The organism is Streptomyces sp. NPDC008317, assembly GCF_042955955.1.
Lineage (GTDB): Bacteria > Actinomycetota > Actinomycetes > Streptomycetales > Streptomycetaceae > Actinacidiphila.
Map to the genome: position 1 here is coordinate 130,034 of NZ_JBIBFQ010000013.1, position 20,491 is coordinate 150,524.

The 20,491-nt window shown below is 73.3% G+C and carries 19 protein-coding genes; 11 read left to right on the forward strand and 8 right to left on the reverse strand.

Annotated elements, in window-relative coordinates:
- Nucleotides 1-522: 522 nt before the first annotated feature.
- Nucleotides 523-1,467: an endonuclease/exonuclease/phosphatase family protein gene (locus ACFY9V_RS32890; RefSeq protein WP_391164063.1), complete on the forward strand. Its 945-nt coding sequence runs from the start codon at nucleotides 523-525 to the stop codon at nucleotides 1,465-1,467.
- A 101-nt stretch (nucleotides 1,468-1,568) separates the two neighbouring features.
- Here the strand turns inward: ACFY9V_RS32890 and ACFY9V_RS32895 are convergent, their stop codons facing one another.
- The 6 genes from ACFY9V_RS32895 to ACFY9V_RS32920 form a co-directional block, all read right to left on the reverse strand.
- Nucleotides 1,569-2,327: a hypothetical protein gene (locus ACFY9V_RS32895; RefSeq protein WP_391049653.1), complete on the reverse strand. Its 759-nt coding sequence runs from the start codon at nucleotides 2,325-2,327 to the stop codon at nucleotides 1,569-1,571.
- 168 nt (nucleotides 2,328-2,495) lie between these two features.
- The gene (locus ACFY9V_RS32900; protein ID WP_391164064.1) at nucleotides 2,496-3,281 is read right to left on the reverse strand and encodes a hypothetical protein; all 786 of its coding nucleotides are present in this window, start codon (nucleotides 3,279-3,281) and stop codon (nucleotides 2,496-2,498) included.
- A 270-nt stretch (nucleotides 3,282-3,551) separates the two neighbouring features.
- Complete coding sequence (locus ACFY9V_RS32905) at nucleotides 3,552-4,007, reverse strand: TerB family tellurite resistance protein (protein ID WP_355342211.1); 456 nt, start codon at nucleotides 4,005-4,007, stop codon at nucleotides 3,552-3,554.
- A 149-nt stretch (nucleotides 4,008-4,156) separates the two neighbouring features.
- Entirely contained in the window at nucleotides 4,157-5,149 is a 993-nt protein-coding gene (locus tag ACFY9V_RS32910) for a zinc-binding dehydrogenase (RefSeq protein ID WP_391164065.1), read from the reverse strand.
- A gap of 145 nt (nucleotides 5,150-5,294) precedes the next feature.
- Entirely contained in the window at nucleotides 5,295-5,783 is a 489-nt protein-coding gene (locus ACFY9V_RS32915; RefSeq protein ID WP_391049648.1) for a hypothetical protein, read from the reverse strand.
- 191 nt (nucleotides 5,784-5,974) lie between these two features.
- Nucleotides 5,975-6,550 (reverse strand): TerD family protein, encoded by a 576-nt coding sequence (locus tag ACFY9V_RS32920; protein WP_355342220.1) that lies wholly within the window; start codon nucleotides 6,548-6,550, stop codon nucleotides 5,975-5,977.
- A gap of 177 nt (nucleotides 6,551-6,727) precedes the next feature.
- Between ACFY9V_RS32920 and arfB the strand changes: the two genes are divergently transcribed.
- Entirely contained in the window at nucleotides 6,728-7,165 is a 438-nt protein-coding gene (gene arfB / locus ACFY9V_RS32925) for an alternative ribosome rescue aminoacyl-tRNA hydrolase ArfB (protein ID WP_355342223.1), read from the forward strand.
- Between the two features lie 86 nt (nucleotides 7,166-7,251).
- Here the strand turns inward: arfB and ACFY9V_RS32930 are convergent, their stop codons facing one another.
- A complete protein-coding gene (locus tag ACFY9V_RS32930; RefSeq protein ID WP_355342226.1) occupies nucleotides 7,252-7,770 on the reverse strand; it encodes a flavin reductase family protein in 519 nt (172 codons plus the stop codon).
- A gap of 288 nt (nucleotides 7,771-8,058) precedes the next feature.
- On the opposite strand from ACFY9V_RS32930, the gene cdgB reads away from it, so the two are divergent.
- The 4 genes from cdgB to ACFY9V_RS32950 all read left to right on the forward strand — a co-directional run bounded on the left by cdgB (nucleotide 8,059) and on the right by ACFY9V_RS32950 (nucleotide 13,116).
- Nucleotides 8,059-9,723: a diguanylate cyclase CdgB gene (cdgB, locus tag ACFY9V_RS32935; RefSeq protein WP_355342229.1), complete on the forward strand. Its 1,665-nt coding sequence runs from the start codon at nucleotides 8,059-8,061 to the stop codon at nucleotides 9,721-9,723.
- A 337-nt stretch (nucleotides 9,724-10,060) separates the two neighbouring features.
- Nucleotides 10,061-11,260, forward strand: coding sequence for a histidine kinase (locus ACFY9V_RS32940; RefSeq protein ID WP_391049646.1), 1,200 nt, complete (start codon nucleotides 10,061-10,063; stop codon nucleotides 11,258-11,260).
- A 75-nt stretch (nucleotides 11,261-11,335) separates the two neighbouring features.
- Nucleotides 11,336-12,025, forward strand: a complete 690-nt coding sequence (locus ACFY9V_RS32945) for a response regulator transcription factor (RefSeq protein ID WP_355342358.1) — start codon at nucleotides 11,336-11,338, stop codon at nucleotides 12,023-12,025.
- 113 nt (nucleotides 12,026-12,138) lie between these two features.
- Nucleotides 12,139-13,116, forward strand: a complete 978-nt coding sequence (locus tag ACFY9V_RS32950) for a zinc-binding dehydrogenase (protein WP_391164066.1) — start codon at nucleotides 12,139-12,141, stop codon at nucleotides 13,114-13,116.
- A gap of 16 nt (nucleotides 13,117-13,132) precedes the next feature.
- Here ACFY9V_RS32950 and ACFY9V_RS32955 read toward each other — a convergent pair whose 3' ends face one another.
- Nucleotides 13,133-14,278 carry a beta-eliminating lyase-related protein gene (locus tag ACFY9V_RS32955; protein WP_391164067.1) on the reverse strand — a complete coding sequence of 382 codons (1,146 nt, stop codon included), beginning with the start codon at nucleotides 14,276-14,278 and terminating at the stop codon, nucleotides 13,133-13,135.
- A 754-nt stretch (nucleotides 14,279-15,032) separates the two neighbouring features.
- Here ACFY9V_RS32955 and ACFY9V_RS32960 point away from each other — a divergent pair.
- Genes ACFY9V_RS32960 through ACFY9V_RS32980 form a run of 5 tightly spaced genes read left to right on the forward strand, consistent with a single transcriptional unit; the run spans nucleotide 15,033 to nucleotide 20,459 of the window.
- Nucleotides 15,033-15,929, forward strand: a complete 897-nt coding sequence (locus ACFY9V_RS32960; RefSeq protein ID WP_355342364.1) for a DUF2520 domain-containing protein — start codon at nucleotides 15,033-15,035, stop codon at nucleotides 15,927-15,929.
- Between the two features lie 50 nt (nucleotides 15,930-15,979).
- On the forward strand, nucleotides 15,980-16,759 hold the full coding sequence (panC, locus tag ACFY9V_RS32965) for a pantoate--beta-alanine ligase (protein WP_391049788.1): 780 nt from the start codon (nucleotides 15,980-15,982) through the stop codon (nucleotides 16,757-16,759).
- The gene (locus tag ACFY9V_RS32970) at nucleotides 16,756-18,603 is read left to right on the forward strand and encodes an L-aspartate oxidase (RefSeq protein WP_355342241.1); all 1,848 of its coding nucleotides are present in this window, start codon (nucleotides 16,756-16,758) and stop codon (nucleotides 18,601-18,603) included. Before panC ends, ACFY9V_RS32970 begins: the two co-directional genes overlap by 4 nt.
- Nucleotides 18,600-19,658 carry a carboxylating nicotinate-nucleotide diphosphorylase gene (gene nadC, locus ACFY9V_RS32975; protein WP_355342244.1) on the forward strand — a complete coding sequence of 353 codons (1,059 nt, stop codon included), beginning with the start codon at nucleotides 18,600-18,602 and terminating at the stop codon, nucleotides 19,656-19,658. The genes ACFY9V_RS32970 and nadC overlap by 4 nt, the downstream gene beginning before the upstream one ends.
- A gap of 6 nt (nucleotides 19,659-19,664) precedes the next feature.
- Complete coding sequence (locus tag ACFY9V_RS32980) at nucleotides 19,665-20,459, forward strand: type III pantothenate kinase (protein ID WP_355342247.1); 795 nt, start codon at nucleotides 19,665-19,667, stop codon at nucleotides 20,457-20,459.
- Nucleotides 20,460-20,491: the final 32 nt, after the last annotated feature.

Genomic DNA, 20,491 nt, shown 5'->3' on the forward strand with positions numbered 1-20,491 from the left:
GCGGTGCCGCGGATACGGCGGCGGATGCGGTGGTACGGCGGGGTGCGAGGGGTGCGGCGGATGCAGCGGGGGTGCAACGGGCGCGGCGGTGGACCGGTCGCGGCGCGGAGGCGGGGCGTCCGGTGGTGTAGACAACTGAGCGAAGTTGATTGAACCCGTGTACATGCGCTGCCGTCAAGATGTGGTGAGAGCGCTCTCTGGGCTGCTGTCCGGGGGTGGGGGGACCGAGGCCGGCCGCGGTGGCCGGAACGCTGCCCGCGGGGCGGCCCGGCGCCGGGCCGGGCCCCAACGGCCTTGGGCGGGTGGGCTGTTGGCCTCCGGCGGGTCGGTGATCTCGCGGGAGCCCGCGCACCGGGGGGGGGCGACCGACCGGCAGGGGGTTCACCGACGGCTCGGTCCGCCGGTTCACCGACGGCTCGGTCCGCGCCGGGCGGTTCGCCGCACCCGACTCGCGGATACGGCCCGCCCCGGTTGGGCGCTGCTGGTCACCGGGGGTGTGGCTATCGTCGGAGTGTGCGCTTTGTGACGTTTAACGTGCTGCATGGGCAGGCGATGACCGGGGGGCGGCCGGTGGCGTTCGGGGTGGGGGAGGCGGCGGGGGAGCCGTTGGGCGCGGCCGTGGCGGCGCTGGACGCCGACGTCGTGGCACTCCAGGAGGTCGACCGCGCCCAGGAACGGTCCGGGCGGATCGACCAGGCGCGGGTCGCGGCCGACGCGATGGGCGCCGCGCACTGGCGCTTCGCCTCCGCCGTCCACGGCCGGTCCGTCCCCGGCGAGGGATGGGTCCTGGACCCGAAAGCGCCGGACCTCCGGGTCTACGGTCCACCGGGTGCGGGTGCGGGTGCGGGTGCGGGTGCGGGTGCGGGTGCGGGTGCGGATACGGATACGGATACGGATACGGACGCGGGCGCGGGTGGCGGGGTGGAGGCGTACGGCGATGCGCCCGCGCACGGGGTCGCCCTGCTCACCCGGCTGCCGGTACGGCACTGGCGGGCCCGGCGGCTCGCACCCGCGCCCTTCGCGCTGCCGCTGCGGGTGGCCGGACGGCCGGGGCTCGTATGGGTACGGGACCAGCCGCGGGCCGTGCTGGCCGCCGTACTGGAGGGCAACGCCGGACCGTTCACGGCCGTCGCCCTGCACCTGTCCTTCGTGCCCGGCTGGAACGCCCGCCAACTCGCCGCCGTACGCCGCTGGATCGCCGACCTGCCCCGCCCCTACCTGCTTCTGGGCGACTTCAACCTGACCGGCGCCGTACCGAGGACCGTCCTCGCCGCCACCGGCCGCGAGCGCTGGCACGACCTCGCCCGCACCCCCACCTACCCCGCCCACCGCCCCCTCGTCCAGTTCGACCACATCCTGGCCCACGGCGTCCCGCCCTCCTCGGTCCGCCCCGCCCTGACCTCGGCGACCGCCCCCCTGACCCCCCTCTCCGACCACCGCCCCCTGGTGGCGGACGTGCAGTGGTGACCCCCGCCTCCTGAAGCGCCCCTGCCGTCCACCCGCGCGGCAACGGGCTGCCGTTCGTTACGGCTGAGGCGCGCTCGCGGCGGCGAGCCGTCCGCAGAACGTCAGCCGTCCATTTGGTGGAAGCGGGACTCGGCGAAGGTGAAGGCGGTGTCGCGGACGCCGAAGGGGTGCTGGAAGGCGTGGTTGAGCTGGGCGGTGAGGCAGATGGCGAAGGCGATGGCGGCGCCCACGAAACAGAGGGCCACGAGATGGCGGGCGGTGGCGGTGAGGCCGAGGACCGGGGGGAAGGCGATGAGGAAGCCGCCGGCGACCAGCATGGCGAGCCAGGTGATCCGGGGCATGCCCGCTTTGACCTCGGCGGCGCGGTCGGTGCGCGTTTCGTAGACCGTGGCCAGCGCCGTCGTGGCGGCGGACTTCGCCGTCTGGTGGCCGGGCGCGGCGGCGCCGATGGCCGCGCGCACCTGGTCGAGGGCATGCCACGCCTCGGGGCTGGTGTGCCCGTGGGCGAGTTCGGGGAACTCCACGGTCCTGACGTCGGAGGTGTACTGCCGCAGCAGCGCCCGCACCTTGACGCGGTCGGGGCTCGCGAGACCGCCCGCCGCCCAGTACGTGTCTCCCAGCGCCCTGGCCTCGTCGTACGTACGGGACCGCGCGGTGCTCAGCGCGGACCAGCTGCCGGCGACCTGGAAACCGGTCAGCAGGATGAAGGAACTGAGCAGGACACCGCCGATGAGCGACAGCGCCTGACCGTTGAACTCGACGCTCGCCAGCCGCTGTTCCTGGCCGAGGAAGTGGCCCAGCAGGACGGCGAAGGCGACACCGCCGAGGACGGACAGCAGCGAGACGACGTACATGGACATACGACTCCTGGGGCTTCGGTGCGGCGGTGCTCAGGTCTCAGGTGGTTCGGTGCGCGCGGGTGCGCGCCTGCTCTGGGCGACGTGACTTCTGGGCGACGTGACTTCTGGACGAGGTGACCTCTGGGCGAGGTGACCTCTGACGACGCGACCGCTCCGGACGAACCGAGGTCAGCGGCGACGTGCGACGAAGCGCGGCAGGGCCGCGAGGGCGGCGGGCAACAGGACGGCCAGCATCGACAGCAGCCACCAGCGCGACACGCTCTCGTCGGGGCCGGGCGACGGCGGCGGCTGCGCGTCGAAGGGCGGTTCGGCGCCCGTGCCGCGCGGCTTCGCGTCGTCGTCCCCGGCCGACGACGGCGTCGGTGACAAGGGCGCGGCCGGGCGTACGCCGGCCGCGGCGGCCGTACGGTGCCGGGCGGACGCGGCGTCGGCGGGCGCTGCGGACGGGGGAGGAACGGGCGCGGAGCCCGCGGGGGACGGTGTCGGGCGGCCCGCGCCATTCGTGGGCGGCGTCACGGGCGGCGGTACGGCTACGGGGCCCGAGGGTGTCGGGGCCGCGGTGGGGGTGCACGTGGGGGAGGGGGAGGAGGTGGGGGTCGGGGACGACGTCGGCGTGGGTGTCGGCGAGCCCCCGCCGGACGGCGGCCTCGGGCCGCAGGGTTCACCGACCTTCACGGTGAGGCGGCCCACCGGGAGCCGTAAGGCGACATCCAGATGCAGCAGTCGGCTGATGATCCTGCCGTCGACGCACACCGCCACGGTCACCGGCTGGTGCCCGCCGCTCCCGGCTTCCCCGCCGCTGCCGGTTTCCGTCGCGGCCGACGCCCGGCCCGCCCCGGCCACGACGCCTGCCAAGACAGCGACGGCGAAGACGGCGACGGCGACCGGTGTGACGGCTCGTACCGCCACGGCCGCCGCGCGGCACGCGGAGCCCTCCACCGGCACGGTCAGCACCTCGCTTCCCCAGGAGTCGCCCGGTGGCGCGCAGTGCTGTACCGGTTTCCGCTGGTATCAGCATGAAGATATGGGGACGCGGAGGGTCATGTCATTCGAACAGCCCAATATGGCCAAAAATGGGCACGCGGCATGTGCCGCCCGGCGGCGCGGCCGTCACCAGGCCGCGCACCGCCGGAGGCAGGGGCGCCGGATCACGAACTCGACCGGACCACGAACCCCGGTCGCGGAAGCCCCCGGTGACGGAGACCCCCGGTCACGCGGGGCCGGTCAGAGGTCGAACTCCGCCGGGTTGAGGCCCACCGCGAAGCACGCCTCGCGCACGACGGCCTGCTCGGTCTTGTCGAAGTCGCCGTCGGCGCCGCCGATGACGATGCCGATCTGGATGACGGCACGCGCCTCCGTCGGCTTCTTCTGCACCTTGGCGATCTCCTGGAGGATCGCCACCTTGCCGAGGGCGAAGTCGGCGGTGAGCTTGGTCAGGTAGTCCTCGAAACGGCGCTGGAGGTCGGGCGCCGGGAAATTCTGCAACACGTCGTTGCTCGCGATCAGCGACGCGACGCGCTGCCGCTCGGACGGGTCGACGGAGCCGTCGGCGGCGGCCACGAGCGCGCACATCGCCATGCTGGCATCGCGGAAGGCCCCGCTCTTCAGGTCGTTCTTCTTCGCGTTGAGCTGGGTCTGCATCGTCTTGGTGGAGTCTTTCAAGCGGTCCCACAGGGCCATGAGCGGGTCTCTCCTCGGGCGGGGTTCGGTACGTGGTCCGTACGCGATCTGAGAACTCTCGGGGAGCGTAAAGGAGTTCCCAAGACGGAAAGACGGCACCCGGCGAGCGCGTGTGCGGGCCGTACGCCGTCCCCCGCCCGAGGTCCCGGCTACGGGATCAGGACGACCTTGCCCATCGTCGCCCGCGACTCCAGCGCCCGGTGCGCCCCGGCGGCGTCCGCGAGCGGGAAACGCTGTACGGCGGGCCGCAGCCGGCCGTCGGCTGCGGCCTCCAACGCCTCGGTCTCCAGGGCGCGCATCCCTTCCGGGGTGCCGGTGAACTTCTGGAGGGCCGGGCCCACGACGACCCGCGAGGTGATGCCGCGCTCGGCGAGTTCGCTGTCGGCGAAACGCAACGGTTCGCCCGAGGACCAGCCGTAGACGAGGTGCCGGCCGCCGGGCGCCAGCAGGCCGACCGCGGCGCGCGCGAGGCCGCCGCCCACGGAGTCGAGGACGACGGTCGCGCCCGCGCCCCCGAGGAAGTCCCGCACCTCCCGCGTCCATTCCGGCCGCCCGTAGTCGACGGCGAGGCCCGCGCCCAGCGAGCGGACCCGTTCGGTCTTCTCCGCGCCGCCCGCCGCGCCGACGACGGTCGCGCCGAGCTGCCGCGCGTACTGCACCACCAGCGTCCCGATGCCGCCCGCGGCGGCCAGCACCACCACGGTGTCGGCCGCCCGCAGTTCCGCCAGCCGCAGGATGCCCACCGTCGTACGGCCCGTGCCGATCATCGCGACGGCCGCGGCGGCGTCCAGGCCGTCGGGGAGCGCGTGCAGCCGGGCGGCGTCGGTGACCGCGGCCCCCGCGTACCCGCCGGGCACCATGCCCAGGTGCGCGACGACGCGGCGGCCGAGCCACGCCGGGTCGGTGCCGTCCCCGAGCGCGTCCACGGTGCCCGCCACCTCCCGGCCCGGAATCGTCGGCAGTTCGGGCGCGGGCATCGGGCCGCCCTCGTACTTCCCGGCCCGCAGTGTGGTGTCCACCAGGTGCACTCCGGCCGCCTCGACCGAGATCCGCACCTGTCCCGCGCCCGGCACGGGGTCCGGCGCCTCCTCGTACCGCAGATTCTCCGGAGGGCCGAAGGCGTGCAGTCGTACGGCGTGCATGGCGGGTCTCCTGTCGGGGTACGGGCGCGGCGCGTGCGGACCCCAGCCAACAACCTCAAGCGGACTTGAGGTCAAGCGGCGCCCTCACTTCCGTGACCGCCTCACACGCGCCTCACGCCGGTCCCGCATCCGCCTCACACCCGCCTCACACCCGCGGGAAACGGCTCAGCAGATCCCAGATCACCGGATTTCCGTCCAGGCCCTCGTGCATATCCGTGAGGTCGGCCACCACATCGTGCAGGAAATCCCGCGCCTCCCGCCGTAGTTCCGCGTGGTGCAAGGACAACGGCGGCTCGTCCTCGACCCAGTCGGCCGTCACGTCCACATAGCCGAAACGCCGTACGAACCTCAGCCGGTCCGCCGACTCCGTGAAGTCGAACTCCGCATATTGCGGCCGCGCCGCCCTGCTCCCCGCCGGGTCCCGGTCCAGTTCCTCCACGATGTCGCACAACGCCCAGGCGAAGTCCAGCACCGGCACCCATCCCCAGCCTGTGGACAACTCCCGCTCGCCCTCGGCCACATACACATCCCCGCAGAACAGATCGTGCCGCAGGGTCCGCACATCCGCCGTCCGGTAATCCATCTGCGGCGGGTCGGGAAAGCGGCGCGAAAGGGCGTATCCGAGGTCGATCACCCACCGATGGTGTCACCCGCGCGTGCGGGCCCGTACACCCGGACAGGCGGACACCCGGACACCCGGACAGGCGGACAGGCGGACAGGCGGACACGGGAGAACCTGCGCCCGGACACGCGAACGGCCCCCGGTCCCCGGAAGCGTCCGGGGCGGGGGCCGTGCGGTGGGCGGCTCTGACGGTGACCCGTGTGTTAGAGGGTCACACCGAAGTCGGTCGCGATGCCGACGAGGCCGGAGGCGTAACCCTGGCCGACGGCGCGGAACTTCCACTCGGCGCCGTTGCGGTACAGCTCGCCGAAGACCATGGCGGTCTCGGTGGCCGCGTCCTCGCTCAGGTCGTAGCGGGCGATCTCGGCGCCGCCGGCCTGGTTGACGATGCGGATGTACGCGTTGCGGACCTGGCCGAAGTTCTGGCTGCGGGCCTCGGCGTCGTAGATCGAGACGGGGAAGACGATCTTGTCGATGTCGGCGGGCAGGCCCGCGAGGTTGACGTTGATCGCCTCGTCGTCGCCGTCGCCCTCGCCGGTGCGGTTGTCGCCGGTGTGGACGATGGTCTGGTCCGGGGTCTGCTTGTTGTTGAAGAAGACGAAGTGGCCGTCGGAGTAGACCTTGCCGTCCACCTTCACGGCGATGGCGCTGGCGTCGAGGTCGAAGTCGGTGCCGGTGGTCGTCCGCACGTCCCAGCCGAGGCCGACAGTCACGGCCGTCAGGCCGGGCGCCTCTTTGGTCAGTGAGACGTTGCCGCCCTTGGACAGGCTTACAGCCATGAGGAGTCCCCTTTTGTGGTCTGTCATAGGTACTCCGACGAAACTACCGTCATTCCCCAGAACGCGGTCACAGGATCGTACGGTTCAGTAATCCTGCAACTGTGCTGTTGCGCCGCCGCCGAAACTGTTGCGCCGCTGTCGAAAACCCCGTGACGCGCGGGCCCCGGACGCGGGATCATGGGACACATGTCCGGGCCACTTCTCATTCGCGGTTCGGTCTCCGTGCCGGAGGCCGAGCTTCTGTGGCGTTTCTCGCGTTCCTCGGGGCCGGGCGGTCAGCATGTGAACACCTCCGACTCGCAAGTCGAGTTGCGCTTCGACCTCGCACGTACGGAGTCGCTGCCCCCGGTGTGGAAGGAACGCGCGCTGGAACGGCTCGCGGGACGGCTGACCGGCGGCGTACTGACGGTCAAGGCGTCCGAGCACCGCTCGCAGTGGCGCAACAGGGAGACGGCGCTCACCCGCCTCGCCGCGCTGCTGGCGCAGGCCACGGCACCGCCGCCCAAGGCGCGCCGCGCCACGAAGATCCCGCGCGGGATCAACGAGCGGCGGCTGCGCGTGAAGAAGCAGCGCAGTCAGACCAAGCGGGGCCGCAGCGGCGGCGGCTGGGACTGAGCGGACCGCCTCGGGTACTCGGGGACCCGTATACCCGGGTATACGGGTATGCGGCGCACGGCTCGGCGCGGGCGGGAGCCCACGGCTCAGCGCAGGTAGCGGTACCGGCCGCGGAAATACGTCAGCGGCCCGCCGTCGGCGCTCGGCGTCCTGGCCGTCAGCACCCGCCCCACCACCAGGGTGTGGTCACCGGCGGGCACCCGCTGCTGCGTCTCGCACTCGAGTATCGCGAGCGCGCCGCCGAGCACGGGAGCGCCGGAGTGTTCGCCCCGGTAGTACGAGATGTCCTCGAAGAGCAGCCGGTCGCTGATCCGGCCGCGCATCGCGAAGCGGCCCGCGATGTGCCGCTGGCTCTCGCTGAGGACCGAGGCGGCCCAGCGCGGCTGCCGCTCCAGCAGGTCGTCCATCCGCGAGCCCTCGCGGACACTCACCATCACCAGCGGCGGTTCCAGCGAGACGGAGAGGAAGGCGGTGGCGGTCATGCCGACGTCCTCGCCGCGCGGCTCGTCCTCCGAGTCGTGTGCGGTGATGAGGACGACGCCCGCCGCCAGGCGGGACATCGCGGCGCGGAAGTCGTCGAGGTCGACGGTCTCGGAAAGGCCCATGGTGGTCCCAGGATGCCGTCCGGGTGAAGGTTCAAGCACATCCCTCACGTTACGGGGCGGTAGGAATCGCGCGCATCGGGCTCCGGTCGGAGGTGGGCCGTGGCCGGTCCTAGGACCAGGGCTCTACGTTGTGTGTTCAACCGCTTACATGATGATGTGACTTGAGTCACAAGGGCGAGGAATTGTTGACCCTGTGTACCTGGGGCACAGCTCGCTGTGATTCAGTGGCCCGTGTAATCCGTTGATTTGAAATTATCAGGAGTTGCTGTCGAGGGCGCGGAGAGAGGCATGGACACCGAGTCGGAGCCGTATGTCCGTCTCGCGACCCTGCGTCAGCTGCACCAGGTCGTCGCGGACCTCAACACGGCGCGGAGTCTCGCGGACACCCTTCAGGCCGTCGCGGAAGGCGTGGTCAAGGGGCTGAACTACGAGCTGGCCGCCGTCAATCTGGTACGCCCCGACGGCGATCTCATCGTGGCCGCCTTCGCGGGCAGCGCCGCGGCCGAGGCCCTCATGGCCGGACGCATCGGCTCGCGCACCTCCTGGGAGCGCCGCCTCACCATGGGCGAGCGCTGGGGCACCCTGCGCTTCATCCCGCACACCGAGGGCTGGGTCCTCATCGACGACGACGTGCCCCAGTGGCACACCGAGGGCCCGCTGCCCCGCTTCGCCGACGAATGGCACCCCGGCGACCGCCTCTACGCCCCCATGTACTCCTCGCAGACCGTCGGCAGCGAGCTGATCGGCGTCATATCCGTCGACAAGCCCACCAGCGGCAGGCACCCCGGCCCCTGGGGCTGCGAAGCCCTCCAGATGTACGCGTTCCAGGCCGGCATAGCCATCAGCAACGCCCGGCTGCGCGCCAACATGCAGCGCGCCCTCGTCCGGCTCGAACGCGACCAGCAGGCACTGCGCGCCAGCGAGGAGAGCTTCCGGCAGGCCTTCGAGTACGCCCCCAGCGGCATGGCCATCGCCGAGATGGGCGGCGACCAGCACGGCAAGCTGCTGCGCGCCAACGACGCCCTGTGCCGCCTCCTGGGCCGCTCCGCCTCCACCATGCGCCGCTACTCCTTCTCCGACCTCGTCCACCCCGAGGACGTCGGCCTGCTGCTGCGCACCTCCGCCGAGGGCGGCCGGGCCGAACTGCGGCTCGCGCGGCGCGACGGCAGCTACGTCTGGGCCTCGCTGCGCAATTCGGTCGTCGCCGACACCGCCGACGGGCCGCGCTTCCTGCTCACCCACGTCGAGGACATCGAGGAGCGCAAGGGCCGCGAGCTGCAACTCGCCCACCGCGCCAGCCACGACTCGCTCACCGGCCTGCCCAACAGCGCCGAACTGCGCGCCCGGCTCTCCGCCCGGCTCTGTTCGCGGCCCCAGGACCGCGACGCCCACGACCTCTCCGACGCCCTCGGCGTCCCCGGCGAAGGGCCCGACGAGTTCGCCTTCAGCTACGGCTACGGGCCCGAGGAGCTCGCCGCGCCCCTCGGCGCCCTCGGCTACGACTCGCACACCCACGTCACCGCGCCCGACGAGAGCGACCCCGAGAACGCGGGCAAGGGCCTCGCCGTCCTCTTCTGCGACCTCGACGGCTTCAAGTCCATCAACGACCGCTTCGGGCACCACACCGGTGACGCCGTCCTCATCGAGGTCGCCCGCCGCCTCACCGGCGCCGTCCGCGACGGCGACACCGTCGCCCGCCTCGGCGGCGACGAGTTCGTCGTCCTCGCCGACGGGCTGGCGCCCGCCGACGCCGCCGACCTCTCCGTCCGCCTCCGCAACGCCATCATCCCGCCCATCCGCGTCGACGGGCGCGCCGTCCGCGTCGGCGCCAGCTTCGGCATCGGCTGGGCCGGGTGCGGGATGACCGCCGAGGAAGTCCTCCACTCGGCCGACCAACGCATGTACGTCGAGAAGCGCTCGCGCTCCCGCACGGGCCACCGCCGCGCCGGCTGACCCCTCCCCGCGCGGGTCGTGGCTCTTCGCGGCCCGGCCCCGGGCGCTTCCGTTGCGCCGGGGGAGGAACCGCGCGCTCAGCCACGGTGCTCCCGCAGGTCACCACCGGCCCCGGCGGGGCAGTCCGGTGGTCTGCGGACCACCGGCCGGCGGGGGCCGGCGGCGCGCTCTCCCCGCGCCCAGGGCGGGGCGGGCCCTCCCGCGGAGAGGCGGGGCACGGGCGGCGGGACGTAGAGGTGAGTGGGGGAACCCGGCCCGGAGGGTCCACCTTGGGGAGTAGGGGAGATCGCTCCAGCGGCTGACCCCGGCACGGGTTCCGTTGCCTACGCTGGGTTATGTGCAGCGCATCTACGACTTTCTCCGCAGACACCCGACGTGGGTCGACGGCTTCTGGGCCCTCGTCCTGCTCGTGGTCTGCGCTGTGTGGGTGCTGGAAGTCCCCGACCTGAGGTTCCCCGAGCGGCTGCTGGCGGTGCCGCTGTCCGGCGCGCTGGCGGTCGTGGTGGCGCTGCGCCGCCGTGCGCCGGAGAAGATGCTGCTGCTGGCCATCGGGGTCGGCCTGACCCAGTTGGCGCTGGGCGTGCAGACCAATCCCGGCGACGCGGCGATGCTGGCGATCATCTACACGTGCGCGTCCAACGGCGAGCGCTGGTCGTCCCGGCTGGCCCTGCTGGCGGGCCTCGCGGCGGCGCCGCTGTCGATGCTGCGCTGGCCGCCGCACGACGAGTACTCGACGGTCTGGACGACGCTGCTCCAGACCTTCTTCCTGACGGTGATCTTCGCCCTGTCGTGGGTGGTCGGCGACCGCCTCCGTACCCGCCGCGCGTACTACGCGGAGCTGGAGGAGCGGGCGGCCCGGCTGCACCGGGAGCGCGAGGCGCAGTCCAAGGCGGCGGTGGCGGCCGAGCGGGCCCGTATCGCCCGCGAGCTGCACGACGTCGTGGCGCACAACGTCTCGGTGATGGTCGTCCAGGCGGACGGCGCCGCGTATGTGCTGGACGCCGCGCCCGACCAGGCCAAGCAGGCGCTGTCGACCATCTCCACCACCGGCAGACAGGCCCTCGCCGAGATGCGGCGGCTGCTCGGGCTGCTGCGCGCGGGCGACGACGCGGGCGGCGAGTACGTGCCGCAGCCCGGCGTCGACCAGCTCGCCGATCTGATCGACCAGGTGCGCGGCGCGGGCCTGCCGGTCAGATTCGAGGTCGCGGGCGACGCCAGACCGCTGTCCAGCGGCGTCGAGCTGACCGCGTACCGCATCGTGCAGGAGGCGCTGACGAACGTCCGCAAGCACGGCGGGGACGGCGCCAGCGCCAGCGTCATGCTGGGCTTCGGCGACGCGGCGCTCGACCTGCTGATCGAGGACGACGGGCGCGGCGCCCGGCATGAGCTGTACCAGCAGGGCGGCCGGGACGGCCTGGGCCAGGGCCTGATCGGCATGCGGGAGCGGATAGGCATGGTCGGCGGCACGCTGGACGCGGGTCCGCGCCCCGGCGGGGGCTTCCGGATCAGCGCGGTGCTGCCGCTGAGAACCGGTTAGCCGGACGACCACCACGGCCGGGACCGGCGAGGACCGGCGGCCGTGACCACGGAGAACAACCGAGAGGTAGGACACATGGCGATCCGCGTCATGCTCGTCGACGACCAGGTGCTGCTGCGCACCGGGTTCCGGATGGTGCTCGCCGCCCAGCCGGACATGGAGGTCGTGGCCGAGGCGGGCGACGGCGCCGAAGCGCTGGAGGTGCTGCGGCACACGCGGGTCGACGTCGTGCTGATGGACGTCCGCATGCCGCGGATGGACGGGGTCGAGGCGACCCGGCACATCTGCGGGGGCGACCGCGGCGAGGCGGTCCGCCGGGAGGGCGAGGGCCCGCGGGTCCTCATCCTGACCACCTTCGACCTGGACGAGTACGCCTTCGCCGCGCTCAAGGCGGGCGCCAGCGGCTTCATGCTCAAGGACGTGCCGCCGGACGAACTGCTCGGCGCGATCCGGGCCGTGCACAGCGGCGACGCCGTGGTGGCGCCCAGCACCACCCGGCGGCTGCTCGACCGCTTCACCCCGATGCTGCCGTCCGCGGCGGCCGAGGAGCACAAGGAGGTCGACAAGCTGACCGAGCGCGAGCGCGAGGTGCTGCTGCTGGTCGCCCAGGGCCTGTCCAACGGCGAGATCGCCCGCAAGCTGGTCCTGTCGGAGGCCACGGTCAAGACGCACGTCGGCCGCATCCTCACCAAACTGGGCCTGCGCGACCGCGTCCAGGCCGTCGTCCTGGCCTACGAGACGGGCCTGGTGCGGGCCGGCGGCTGAGGCGGCCGGACCCCTGAAGCGGTTACCGGCGGTTCGCGGATACGGGTTCACGCCGGGCCGATCAGGGAAGGTCCGTACCGACCGGTAGGGATCACAGCACGGGGGAGTACGACATGCGCGCCATCGTTTTCGAGCAGTACGGAGGTCCCGAGGTGCTGCGCCTCGCGGACGTGCCGCTACCCTCGCCGGGCCCCGGCGAGGTCACCGTCGACGTCGCCTGGGCGGGCGTCAACTTCGCCGACGTCAAGGCCAGGGCCGAGGGCTACCGGGTGGAGGCGCTGCCCTTCCGGCCGGGCCTCGAGGTCTCGGGGCTGATCCGCGAGGTCGGCCCGGACGTCACCGACTTCACGCCCGGCCAGGAGGTCGCCGCCTTCCTCGACGGCGGCGGCTACGCCGAGACCGCGCTCGCGCCGGCCGCCACCGTCTTCGCCCTGCCCGCGGGACTCGACCTGCGCACCGGCGCCACCCTCCCCAGCGTGCTGCCCACCGCGTACGCGCTGCTGCACGAGGTCGGGCGGCTGCGCGAGGGCGACACCGTGCTCGTCCAGGGCGCGGCGGGCGGCGTCGGCACGGTCGCGGGACAGCTCGCCCGGCTGGGCGGCGCGGCGGCCGTCTACGGCGTCGTCTCCAGCCTCGACAAGGCCGACCACGCGCTCAAGTCCGGTTACGACGAGGTCTTCACGGCCGCGACCTTCGACACCGACGTCCGGGCGGCGACCGGCGGGCGGGGCGTCGACATCGCCCTCGACCCGGTCGGCGGCGAGACCTTCCGCCGCACCCTCGGCACGCTCGGCCGCTTCGGCCGCCTCGTCTCCTTCGGCAACGCCGGTTCGGAGGAGCCCTGGTGGATCGGGCCCGCCGACACGTATCCGCTGGGGCTGTCCGTCTCGGGCTTCTCCGTCCTCGGCATGGCCGCGCAGGAGCCGCAGCGGCTGCGGCGGATCGCCGACGCCGCCTTCCGTACCGTCACCGACGGCGATGTGGAGCTGCCGGTGAGCGCCGAGTTCCCGCTGGAGCGTGCGGCGGAGGCGCACCGGCTGCTGGAGTCGCGCAGGAGCACGGGGAAGCTGCTGCTGCGGGTGGGCGGCTGAGCGGACGGCCTCGGTCCTACGGCCGGGGGAGGCGGCGCGCGAAGGCCGCCGCCGCCTCCCTGACGTCCTGCTCGGTCCATTCGAGCGCCGGGGCCGCGACCGTCACCTCCGTCATGGACAGGCCGGGCACGCCCGGCTCCGCGAAGACGGCGCGGCCGAAGAGGGAGATCCTGGTCTCCTCGGCCTGACGCAGTGACGCCTCACCCAGGACGTCGGCCGGATACGGCAGCCAGAGCTGGAACTGATGGGTCTGCGGCTCTTCCGGGTGCACCCGCAGCCACGGCACACCGCCCTCCGTCAGGCCCTCGCTCAGGGCCCGCGCGACCGGCTTGGCGTGCGCCACGAACGACGGGAGCCGCGGCAGTACGGTGTCGAGACCGGCCAGCGCCGCCAGCGCGGCGGGGAACTGCTGGAACAGCATGCCGCCGTACCGGTGCCGCCACGCCTTCGCCTCCGCGACGACGTCCGCGGAGGCGGCCAGGGCCGCGCCCGAGATGCCGTCCAGCGACTTGTAGAAGCTCACGTACACGCTGTCCGCGAGGGCCGCGATCTCCGGCAGCGGGCGGCCGAAGTGGGGTGTGCACTCCCACAGGCGGGCGCCGTCGAAGTGCACGACCGCGTCCCGGTCGCGGGCCGCGGCCACCGTCGCCGTCAGCTCGTCCCACGACGGCAGCACGAAACCGGCGTCCCGCAGCGGCAGTTCGAGCATCAGGGTGCCGAACGGCTCCTCGAAGTCGCGGATCTCTTCCGCGGTCGGCAGGCGGGGTTCCGTCGTCGGGTGGACGGTGCGCAGGCCGCTCACCGCGTGCAGCGCGCCGCGTTCGTGCACCTCCGGGTGGGCCATCGGGTGCAGCGCCACCGTCGCGTTGCCCGTGCGGCCCGCCCATGCCCGCAGGGCCACTTGCTGGGCCATCGTGCCCGTCGGGAAGAAGGCCGCGTCCTGTGTGCCGAGGATTTCCGCCACGCGGCGCTCCAGGGCGGCCACGACGCCGTCGCCGTAGATGTCCACCGGCTCTGTCACGTCGTACGCCGTCGCCGCCTCTTCGGCGAGCCGCGCCAGCCGTTCCCCAAGGGTCGCCTTGGGGCCGGACATCAGGACCCTTCCGTCGCACTTCGCGACTGCCGCCGCGACCTTCTCCCGCATCTCGCCGTCATCGCCCATCCCCCGATACTCCCTTCCAGGGCGGTCCCCCGCCACGCCTTATCGCCCCCCGCGCGGGTGCCCGCCCTCCCTCCTTTCCCCGCCCGCCCACCCGTGCGGGTGCTTTTTCGTCTGCGGGTGCCGCTTGTGCCTGGTCGGTGCCGGGCCGGGGCACCTCCTCGGGCGACGAACGTGCACCCACTTCGAAAACGTCCAGCCCCTTTCCGTTCGTCCCCCTGCGGGGGCACCCCGGCCCGTCCCCTCCCGGTACGTCGGCGTCCGCCCGCCGATGGGGGTGGCGGAGGGGGGTCCTCCCGGCGAACCGCCCTGCGCCGGTGCGCCCTTCCGACAGACCTTTCGCCCCCCGGCTGGACGTCGGGTGGCGCGGGACGGTTCGCCGAAAGAACCCCCTCTCCCTCAGCTATCCACGGACAGGCGGACGCCGACGAGCGAGGAGGGGACGGGCCGGGGTGCCCCCGCAGAAATACGTTGACGGCCGGGTGCCGGATTCGTAAAGGCCAGGTGGTACGGATTTCGAGGAGGTGCCCCGGACCGGCACCGACCAGGCACAGGCGGCACCCGCAGACGACAAAGCACCCGCACGGGTGGGCGGGTGGGAAAGACAAGACAACGACGCAGCGGTGTGCTGAAGCTCTCGCAGGGGGCACCCCGCACGGGCTGACCGCCCCGGAGGGGATTCGCGTAGGATTGACGAGAAGGCGTCCGGTACCCCGGTGAGGACTGGAACGGAAGGCTCGGAGCGCGCGTGGACGAGATGGGCAAGGCGGAGGGGCGGCCGGCGCGACTGGCCGTCGGGGTCGTGGGAGCAGGCAGGGTGGGCCCCGCACTGGCGGCGGCGCTGCGCATGGCGGGGCACCGCCCCGTGGCGGCGTCCGGCGTGTCCGAGGCGTCCAAGCGCCGCGCCGCGGCGCTGCTCCCCGGCGTCCCCCTGGTGGAACCGGCCGCGGTGTTCGAACGCGCCGACCTCGTACTGCTGACCGTCCCCGACGACGCCCTGCCCGACCTGGTCAAGGGCCTCGCGGAGACCGGCGCGGTGCGGCCCGGCCAACTGCTGGTGCACACCTCGGGCCGGTATGGCACGTCCGTGCTCGACCCGGCGCTGCGCGCGGGCGCGCTGCCGCTCGCGCTGCACCCGGTGATGACCTTCTCCGGCACGCCGGTGGACGTGCAGCGCCTGGCGGGCTGCTCCTTCGGCGTGACCGCCCCCGGCGAGCTGCGGCTGGCCGCCGAGGCGCTCGTCATCGAGATGGGCGGCGAGCCCGAGTGGATCGAGGAGGCCGCCCGCCCGCTCTACCACGCGGCACTGGCCATCGGCGCGAACCACCTCGTCACCCTGGTGGCCCAGTCGATGGACCTGCTCAAGGCGTCGGGCGTCGCCGAGCCCGGCCGCATGCTCGGCCCGCTGCTGGGCGCCGCGCTCGACAACGCCCTGCGCTCCGGCGACGCCGCCCTGACCGGGCCGGTCGCCCGCGGCGACGCCGGCACCGTCACCGCGCACCTGGACGAACTGCGCGCGCACGCCCCCGAGACGGTGGCCTCGTACGTGGGAATGGCCCGCGCCACCGCGGACCGCGCTCTGGCCAACGGAATGCTGAAACCGGAGTTCGCGGAGGCGCTGCTCGGCGCCCTCGCCAATGGAGGGACCCCGTGACCGAGCTGGTGCACACCGCGGCGGAACTGCCCCCGGCCGCCGCCGTCGTCATGACGATGGGCGCGCTGCACGAGGGCCACGCCGCCCTGATCCGCGCGGCCCGCGCCTACGCGGGCGACGGCCTCGTCACCGTCACCGTCTTCGTCAACCCCCTCCAGTTCGGGCCGAACGAGGACCTCGACCGCTACCCCCGCACCCTCGAAGCCGACGTCGTGCTGGCGCAGAAGGCCGGCGCCGACCACGTCTTCGCGCCCGCCACCGACGAGGTCTACCCCGGCGGCCGACCGCAGGTCCGTATCACCGCGGGACCCATGGGCGAGCGGTACGAGGGCGCGTCCCGGCCCGGCCACTTCGACGGCATGCTGACCGTCGTCGCCAAGCTGCTGCACCTCACGCGGCCCGCCGCGGCCTTCTTCGGGCAGAAGGACGCCCAGCAGCTCGCCCTGATCCGCCGCATGGTCACCGACCTGAACTTCCCCGTCGAGATCGTCGCCGTACCGACCGTGCGCGAGCCGGACGGCCTGGCGCTGTCCAGCCGCAACCGCTACCTGTCGGAGCGGGACCGCGAGCACGCCCTGGCCCTGTCCCGCGCCCTGTTCGCGGGCCGGGACGCGGCCGGGGGCGGCCCGGACGCCGTACGACGGGCGGCAGGACACGTCCTGGCCACGGCCGACGGCCTCGCCGTCGACTACCTGGCCCTCATCGACCCCGCCGACTTCACCGAAGCCGCGCCGGACCACGCGGGCCCCGCCGTCCTCGCCGTCGCCGCCAAGGCCGGCACCACCCGCCTGATCGACAACCTCCCGCTGGAGTTCGGAGCCGCCGAATGAACGGAACCAGAGCCACAAGCGCGAGTACCGGCATCCGCCTGTACGCCGCCGAGCCCGGCTGGACGCTGACCTCCGACGTGGTCGTGGTCGGCTCGGGCGTCGCGGGCCTCACCGTCGCCCTGCGCTGCGCCGCCGCGGGAGCGAAGGTCACCGTCGTGACCAAGGCGCACCTGGACGACGGCTCGACCCGCTGGGCGCAGGGCGGCATAGCCGCGGCCCTCGGCGAGGGCGACACCCCCGAGCAGCACCTGGCCGACACCCTCGTCGCGGGCGCGGGCGTCTGCGACGAGACGGCCGTCGCCACCCTGGTCACCGAGGGCCCCGCCGCGGTGCGCCGCCTCATCGCGACCGGCGCGCACTTCGACACCGACAAGACCAGCGGCGAGATCCTGCTGACCCGCGAGGGCGGCCACCACCGCCGCCGGATCGTCCACGCGGGCGGCGACGCGACCGGCGCCGAGGTCTCCCGCGCGCTGATCGAGGCGGTCCGCGAAGCCAATATCGACTTCGTCGAGAACGCGCTGGTCCTCGACCTGCTCACCGACGCCGAGGGCCGCACCGCGGGCGTCACCCTGCACGTGATGGGCGCCGGGCAGCGCGACGGCGTCGGAGCCGTACGCGCCCGCGCCGTCGTCCTGGCCACCGGCGGCATGGGCCAGGTGTTCTCGGCGACCACCAACCCGGCGGTGTCGACGGGCGACGGCGTGGCGCTGGCGCTGCGCGCGGGCGCCGAGGTCAGCGACCTGGAATTCGTCCAGTTCCACCCGACCGTGCTGTGGCTGGGCCCGGACGCCGAGGGCCAGCAGCCGCTGGTCTCGGAGGCGGTACGCGGCGAGGGCGCGCACCTGGTGGACGCCGACGGGGTCCGCTTCATGGTCGGCCAGCACGAACTGGCCGAGCTGGCCCCGCGCGACATCGTCGCCAAGGGCATCACGCGGCGGATGCAGGAGACCGGCGCCGAGCACATGTACCTCGACGCCCGGCACTTCGGCGCCACCATGTGGGAGGAGCGTTTCCCCACCATCCTGGCCGCCTGCCGCGCCCACGGCATCGACCCCGTCACCGAGCCGATCCCGGTCGCGCCCGCCGCGCACCACGCGTCCGGCGGCGTCCGTACCGACCTCCTCGGCCGTACGACCGTCCCCGGCCTGTACGCGTGCGGCGAGGTCGCCTGTACGGGCGTGCACGGCGCGAACCGGCTCGCGTCGAACTCGCTCCTCGAAGGGCTGGTCTTCGCCGAGCGGATCGCCGCCGACATCGTCGCCGACCCGACGGTGCCGGGCGAGCCCGTCATCCCGGAGCCCGCGCACACCCCGCTGCTGGCCTCCGAGGCGCGCTACGAGGTGCAGCGGATCATGTCGGCGGGCGCGGGCGTCCTGCGCAGCGCCGACAGCCTGGCCACCGCGGCGGGCGCGCTGGAACGGCTGCACACCGCGGCCGTCGAGGAGTACGACAGGGACGGCAAGACCGCCGAGCCGTGCGTCGAGACCTGGGAGGCGACCAATCTGGGCCTGGTCGCCCGGGTGCTGGTCGCCGCCGCCCGCCGCCGCGAGGAGACCCGCGGCTGCCACTGGCGCGAGGACCGCCCCGACCGCGACGACCAGGCGTGGCGCCGGCATCTCGTCGTACGCCTCACCCCGCACCGCACGCTCGCGGTGCACACCACCGAAGGCACGGACTTCCCGCCGACCGGCGGCGGCACGGGGGACACCCGGGGCGGCGCCCCCGGGACCGCTCCGATCGTGGATGATGGGGCCGCCCCCAACGGCACCGCGCCGGACGCCGCGCCCAGTACCGCGAACCGTCCGCCGCACGCCGCTCGGAATCCGAAGGAGCCCTCGTGACCACCCCCGACCGTCCCCGGCCCGTCGCCCTCCCGCTGCCGCAGATCGGCCCGCCGAGCGAGGTGACCGGCGGCGGCTGCGGTGACGGCTGCGGCTGCGGCGCGGGCGAGGCGTACGACGACGCGTACGGCCTCGACCCGCTGGAGTGCGGCCTCGACCCCGACCTGGCGCAGCTCCTGATGGACGCGGGCCTTGACCCGGTGCAGGTCGAGGACATCGCGCACATGGCGATCGAGGAGGACCTGGACCAGGGCGTGGACGTCACGACCGTGGCGACCGTCCCCGAGGACGCCTTCTCCACCGGCGACTTCACCGCCCGCGAGGCGGGCACCGTGGCGGGCCTGCGGGTCACCGAGGCGGTGCTGTCGGTGGTGTGCACCGACGAGTTCGAGGTCGAGCGGCACGTGGAGGACGGCGACCGGGTCGCGGCCGGGCAGAAGCTGCTCACCGTGCGCACCCGCACCCGCGACCTGCTGACCGCCGAGCGCAGCGCGCTCAATCTGCTGTGCAGGCTCTCCGGGATCGCCACCGCCACCCGCGAGTGGGCCGACGTGCTGGAGGGCACCTCCGCGAAGGTCCGCGACACCCGCAAGACGACACCGGGCCTGCGGGCGCTGGAGAAGTACGCGGTCCGCTGCGGCGGCGGCGTCAACCACCGGATGTCGCTGTCGGACGCGGCGCTGGTCAAGGACAACCACGTGGTCGCGGCGGGCGGCGTGGCGCAGGCGTTCAAGCTGGTCCGCGAGGAGTTCCCCGATCTGGCGGTCGAGGTCGAGGTCGACACGATGCACCAGGTGCGCGAGGTGCTGGACGCGGGCGCCGACCTGATCCTGCTGGACAACTTCACCCCGGCCGAGACCGCGGAGGCCGTCGCGCTGGTCGCGGGCCGCGCGGTGCTGGAGTCCTCGGGCCGCCTCACCCTGGACACCGCCCGCGCCTACGCCGAGACCGGCGTGGACTACCTGGCGGTCGGCGGCCTCACCCACTCCTCCCCGATCCTGGACATCGGCCTCGACCTGCGCGCGGACGCCGCGGGCCGACGAGCGGAAGCGTAGGGGCGCATGCTGCTCACCATCGACGTCGGCAACACCCACACCGTCCTCGGGCTGTTCGACGGGGAGGAGATCGTCGAGCACTGGCGGATCTCCACCGACCCGCGCCGTACCGCCGACGAACTGGCCGTACTGCTCCAGGGCCTGATGGGGATGCACCCGCTGCTCGGCGACCTCGGCGACGGCATCGACGGCATCGCGATCTGCTCGACGGTGCCGTCGGTGCTGCACGAGCTGCGCGAGGTGACCCGCCGCTACTACGGCGACGTCCCGTCGATCCTGGTCGAGCCGGGCGTCAAGACCGGTGTGCCGATCCTGGTCGACCACCCCAAGGAGGTCGGCTCCGACCGGATCATCAACTCGCTGGCCGCCGTGCACCTCTACGGCGGCCCGTGCATCGTCGTGGACTTCGGCACGGCGACCACCTTCGACGCGGTGTCGGCGCGCGGGGAGTACGTGGGCGGCGCCATCGCGCCCGGCATCGAGATCTCGGTGGACGCGCTCGGCATGCGCGGCGCGCAGCTGCGCAAGATCGAGCTGGCCAGGCCGCGCAGCGTCATCGGCAAGAACACGATCGAGGCCATGCAGTCCGGCATCCTCTACGGTTTCGCCGGGCAGGCCGACGGCATCGCCGAGCGGATGGCGCGCGAGCTGGCCGACGACCCGGACGACGTGACCGTCATCGCGACGGGCGGCCTGGCGCCGCTGGTCCTGGGCGAGGCGTCGATCATCGACGAGCACGAGCCCTGGCTGACGCTGATCGGACTGCGGCTGGTGTACGAGCGGAACGTCCAGACGTCGTAGCGCCCGGGGTGTACGCCGTGTCGCCCGGCGTG

Excerpts from the sequence above, each read along its gene's own strand:
- ACFY9V_RS32950 (WP_391164066.1), top strand. The coding sequence starts at position 12,139 with ATGCGCGCCATCGTTTTCGAGCAGTACGGAGGTCCCGAGGTGCTGCGC.
- ACFY9V_RS32895 (WP_391049653.1), bottom strand. The coding sequence starts at position 2,327 with ATGTCCATGTACGTCGTCTCGCTGCTGTCCGTCCTCGGCGGTGTCGCC.
- ACFY9V_RS32945 (WP_355342358.1), top strand. The coding sequence starts at position 11,336 with ATGGCGATCCGCGTCATGCTCGTCGACGACCAGGTGCTGCTGCGCACC.
- ACFY9V_RS32960 (WP_355342364.1), top strand. The coding sequence starts at position 15,033 with ATGGGCAAGGCGGAGGGGCGGCCGGCGCGACTGGCCGTCGGGGTCGTG.
- panC (WP_391049788.1), top strand. The coding sequence starts at position 15,980 with ATGACGATGGGCGCGCTGCACGAGGGCCACGCCGCCCTGATCCGCGCG.
- ACFY9V_RS32910 (WP_391164065.1), bottom strand. The coding sequence starts at position 5,149 with ATGCACGCCGTACGACTGCACGCCTTCGGCCCTCCGGAGAATCTGCGG.
- ACFY9V_RS32920 (WP_355342220.1), bottom strand. The coding sequence starts at position 6,550 with ATGGCTGTAAGCCTGTCCAAGGGCGGCAACGTCTCACTGACCAAAGAG.
- ACFY9V_RS32905 (WP_355342211.1), bottom strand. The coding sequence starts at position 4,007 with ATGGCCCTGTGGGACCGCTTGAAAGACTCCACCAAGACGATGCAGACC.
- arfB (WP_355342223.1), top strand. The coding sequence starts at position 6,728 with ATGGGACACATGTCCGGGCCACTTCTCATTCGCGGTTCGGTCTCCGTG.
- cdgB (WP_355342229.1), top strand. The coding sequence starts at position 8,059 with ATGGACACCGAGTCGGAGCCGTATGTCCGTCTCGCGACCCTGCGTCAG.
- ACFY9V_RS32930 (WP_355342226.1), bottom strand. The coding sequence starts at position 7,770 with ATGGGCCTTTCCGAGACCGTCGACCTCGACGACTTCCGCGCCGCGATG.
- ACFY9V_RS32980 (WP_355342247.1), top strand. The coding sequence starts at position 19,665 with ATGCTGCTCACCATCGACGTCGGCAACACCCACACCGTCCTCGGGCTG.
- ACFY9V_RS32970 (WP_355342241.1), top strand. The coding sequence starts at position 16,756 with ATGAACGGAACCAGAGCCACAAGCGCGAGTACCGGCATCCGCCTGTAC.
- ACFY9V_RS32955 (WP_391164067.1), bottom strand. The coding sequence starts at position 14,278 with ATGGGCGATGACGGCGAGATGCGGGAGAAGGTCGCGGCGGCAGTCGCG.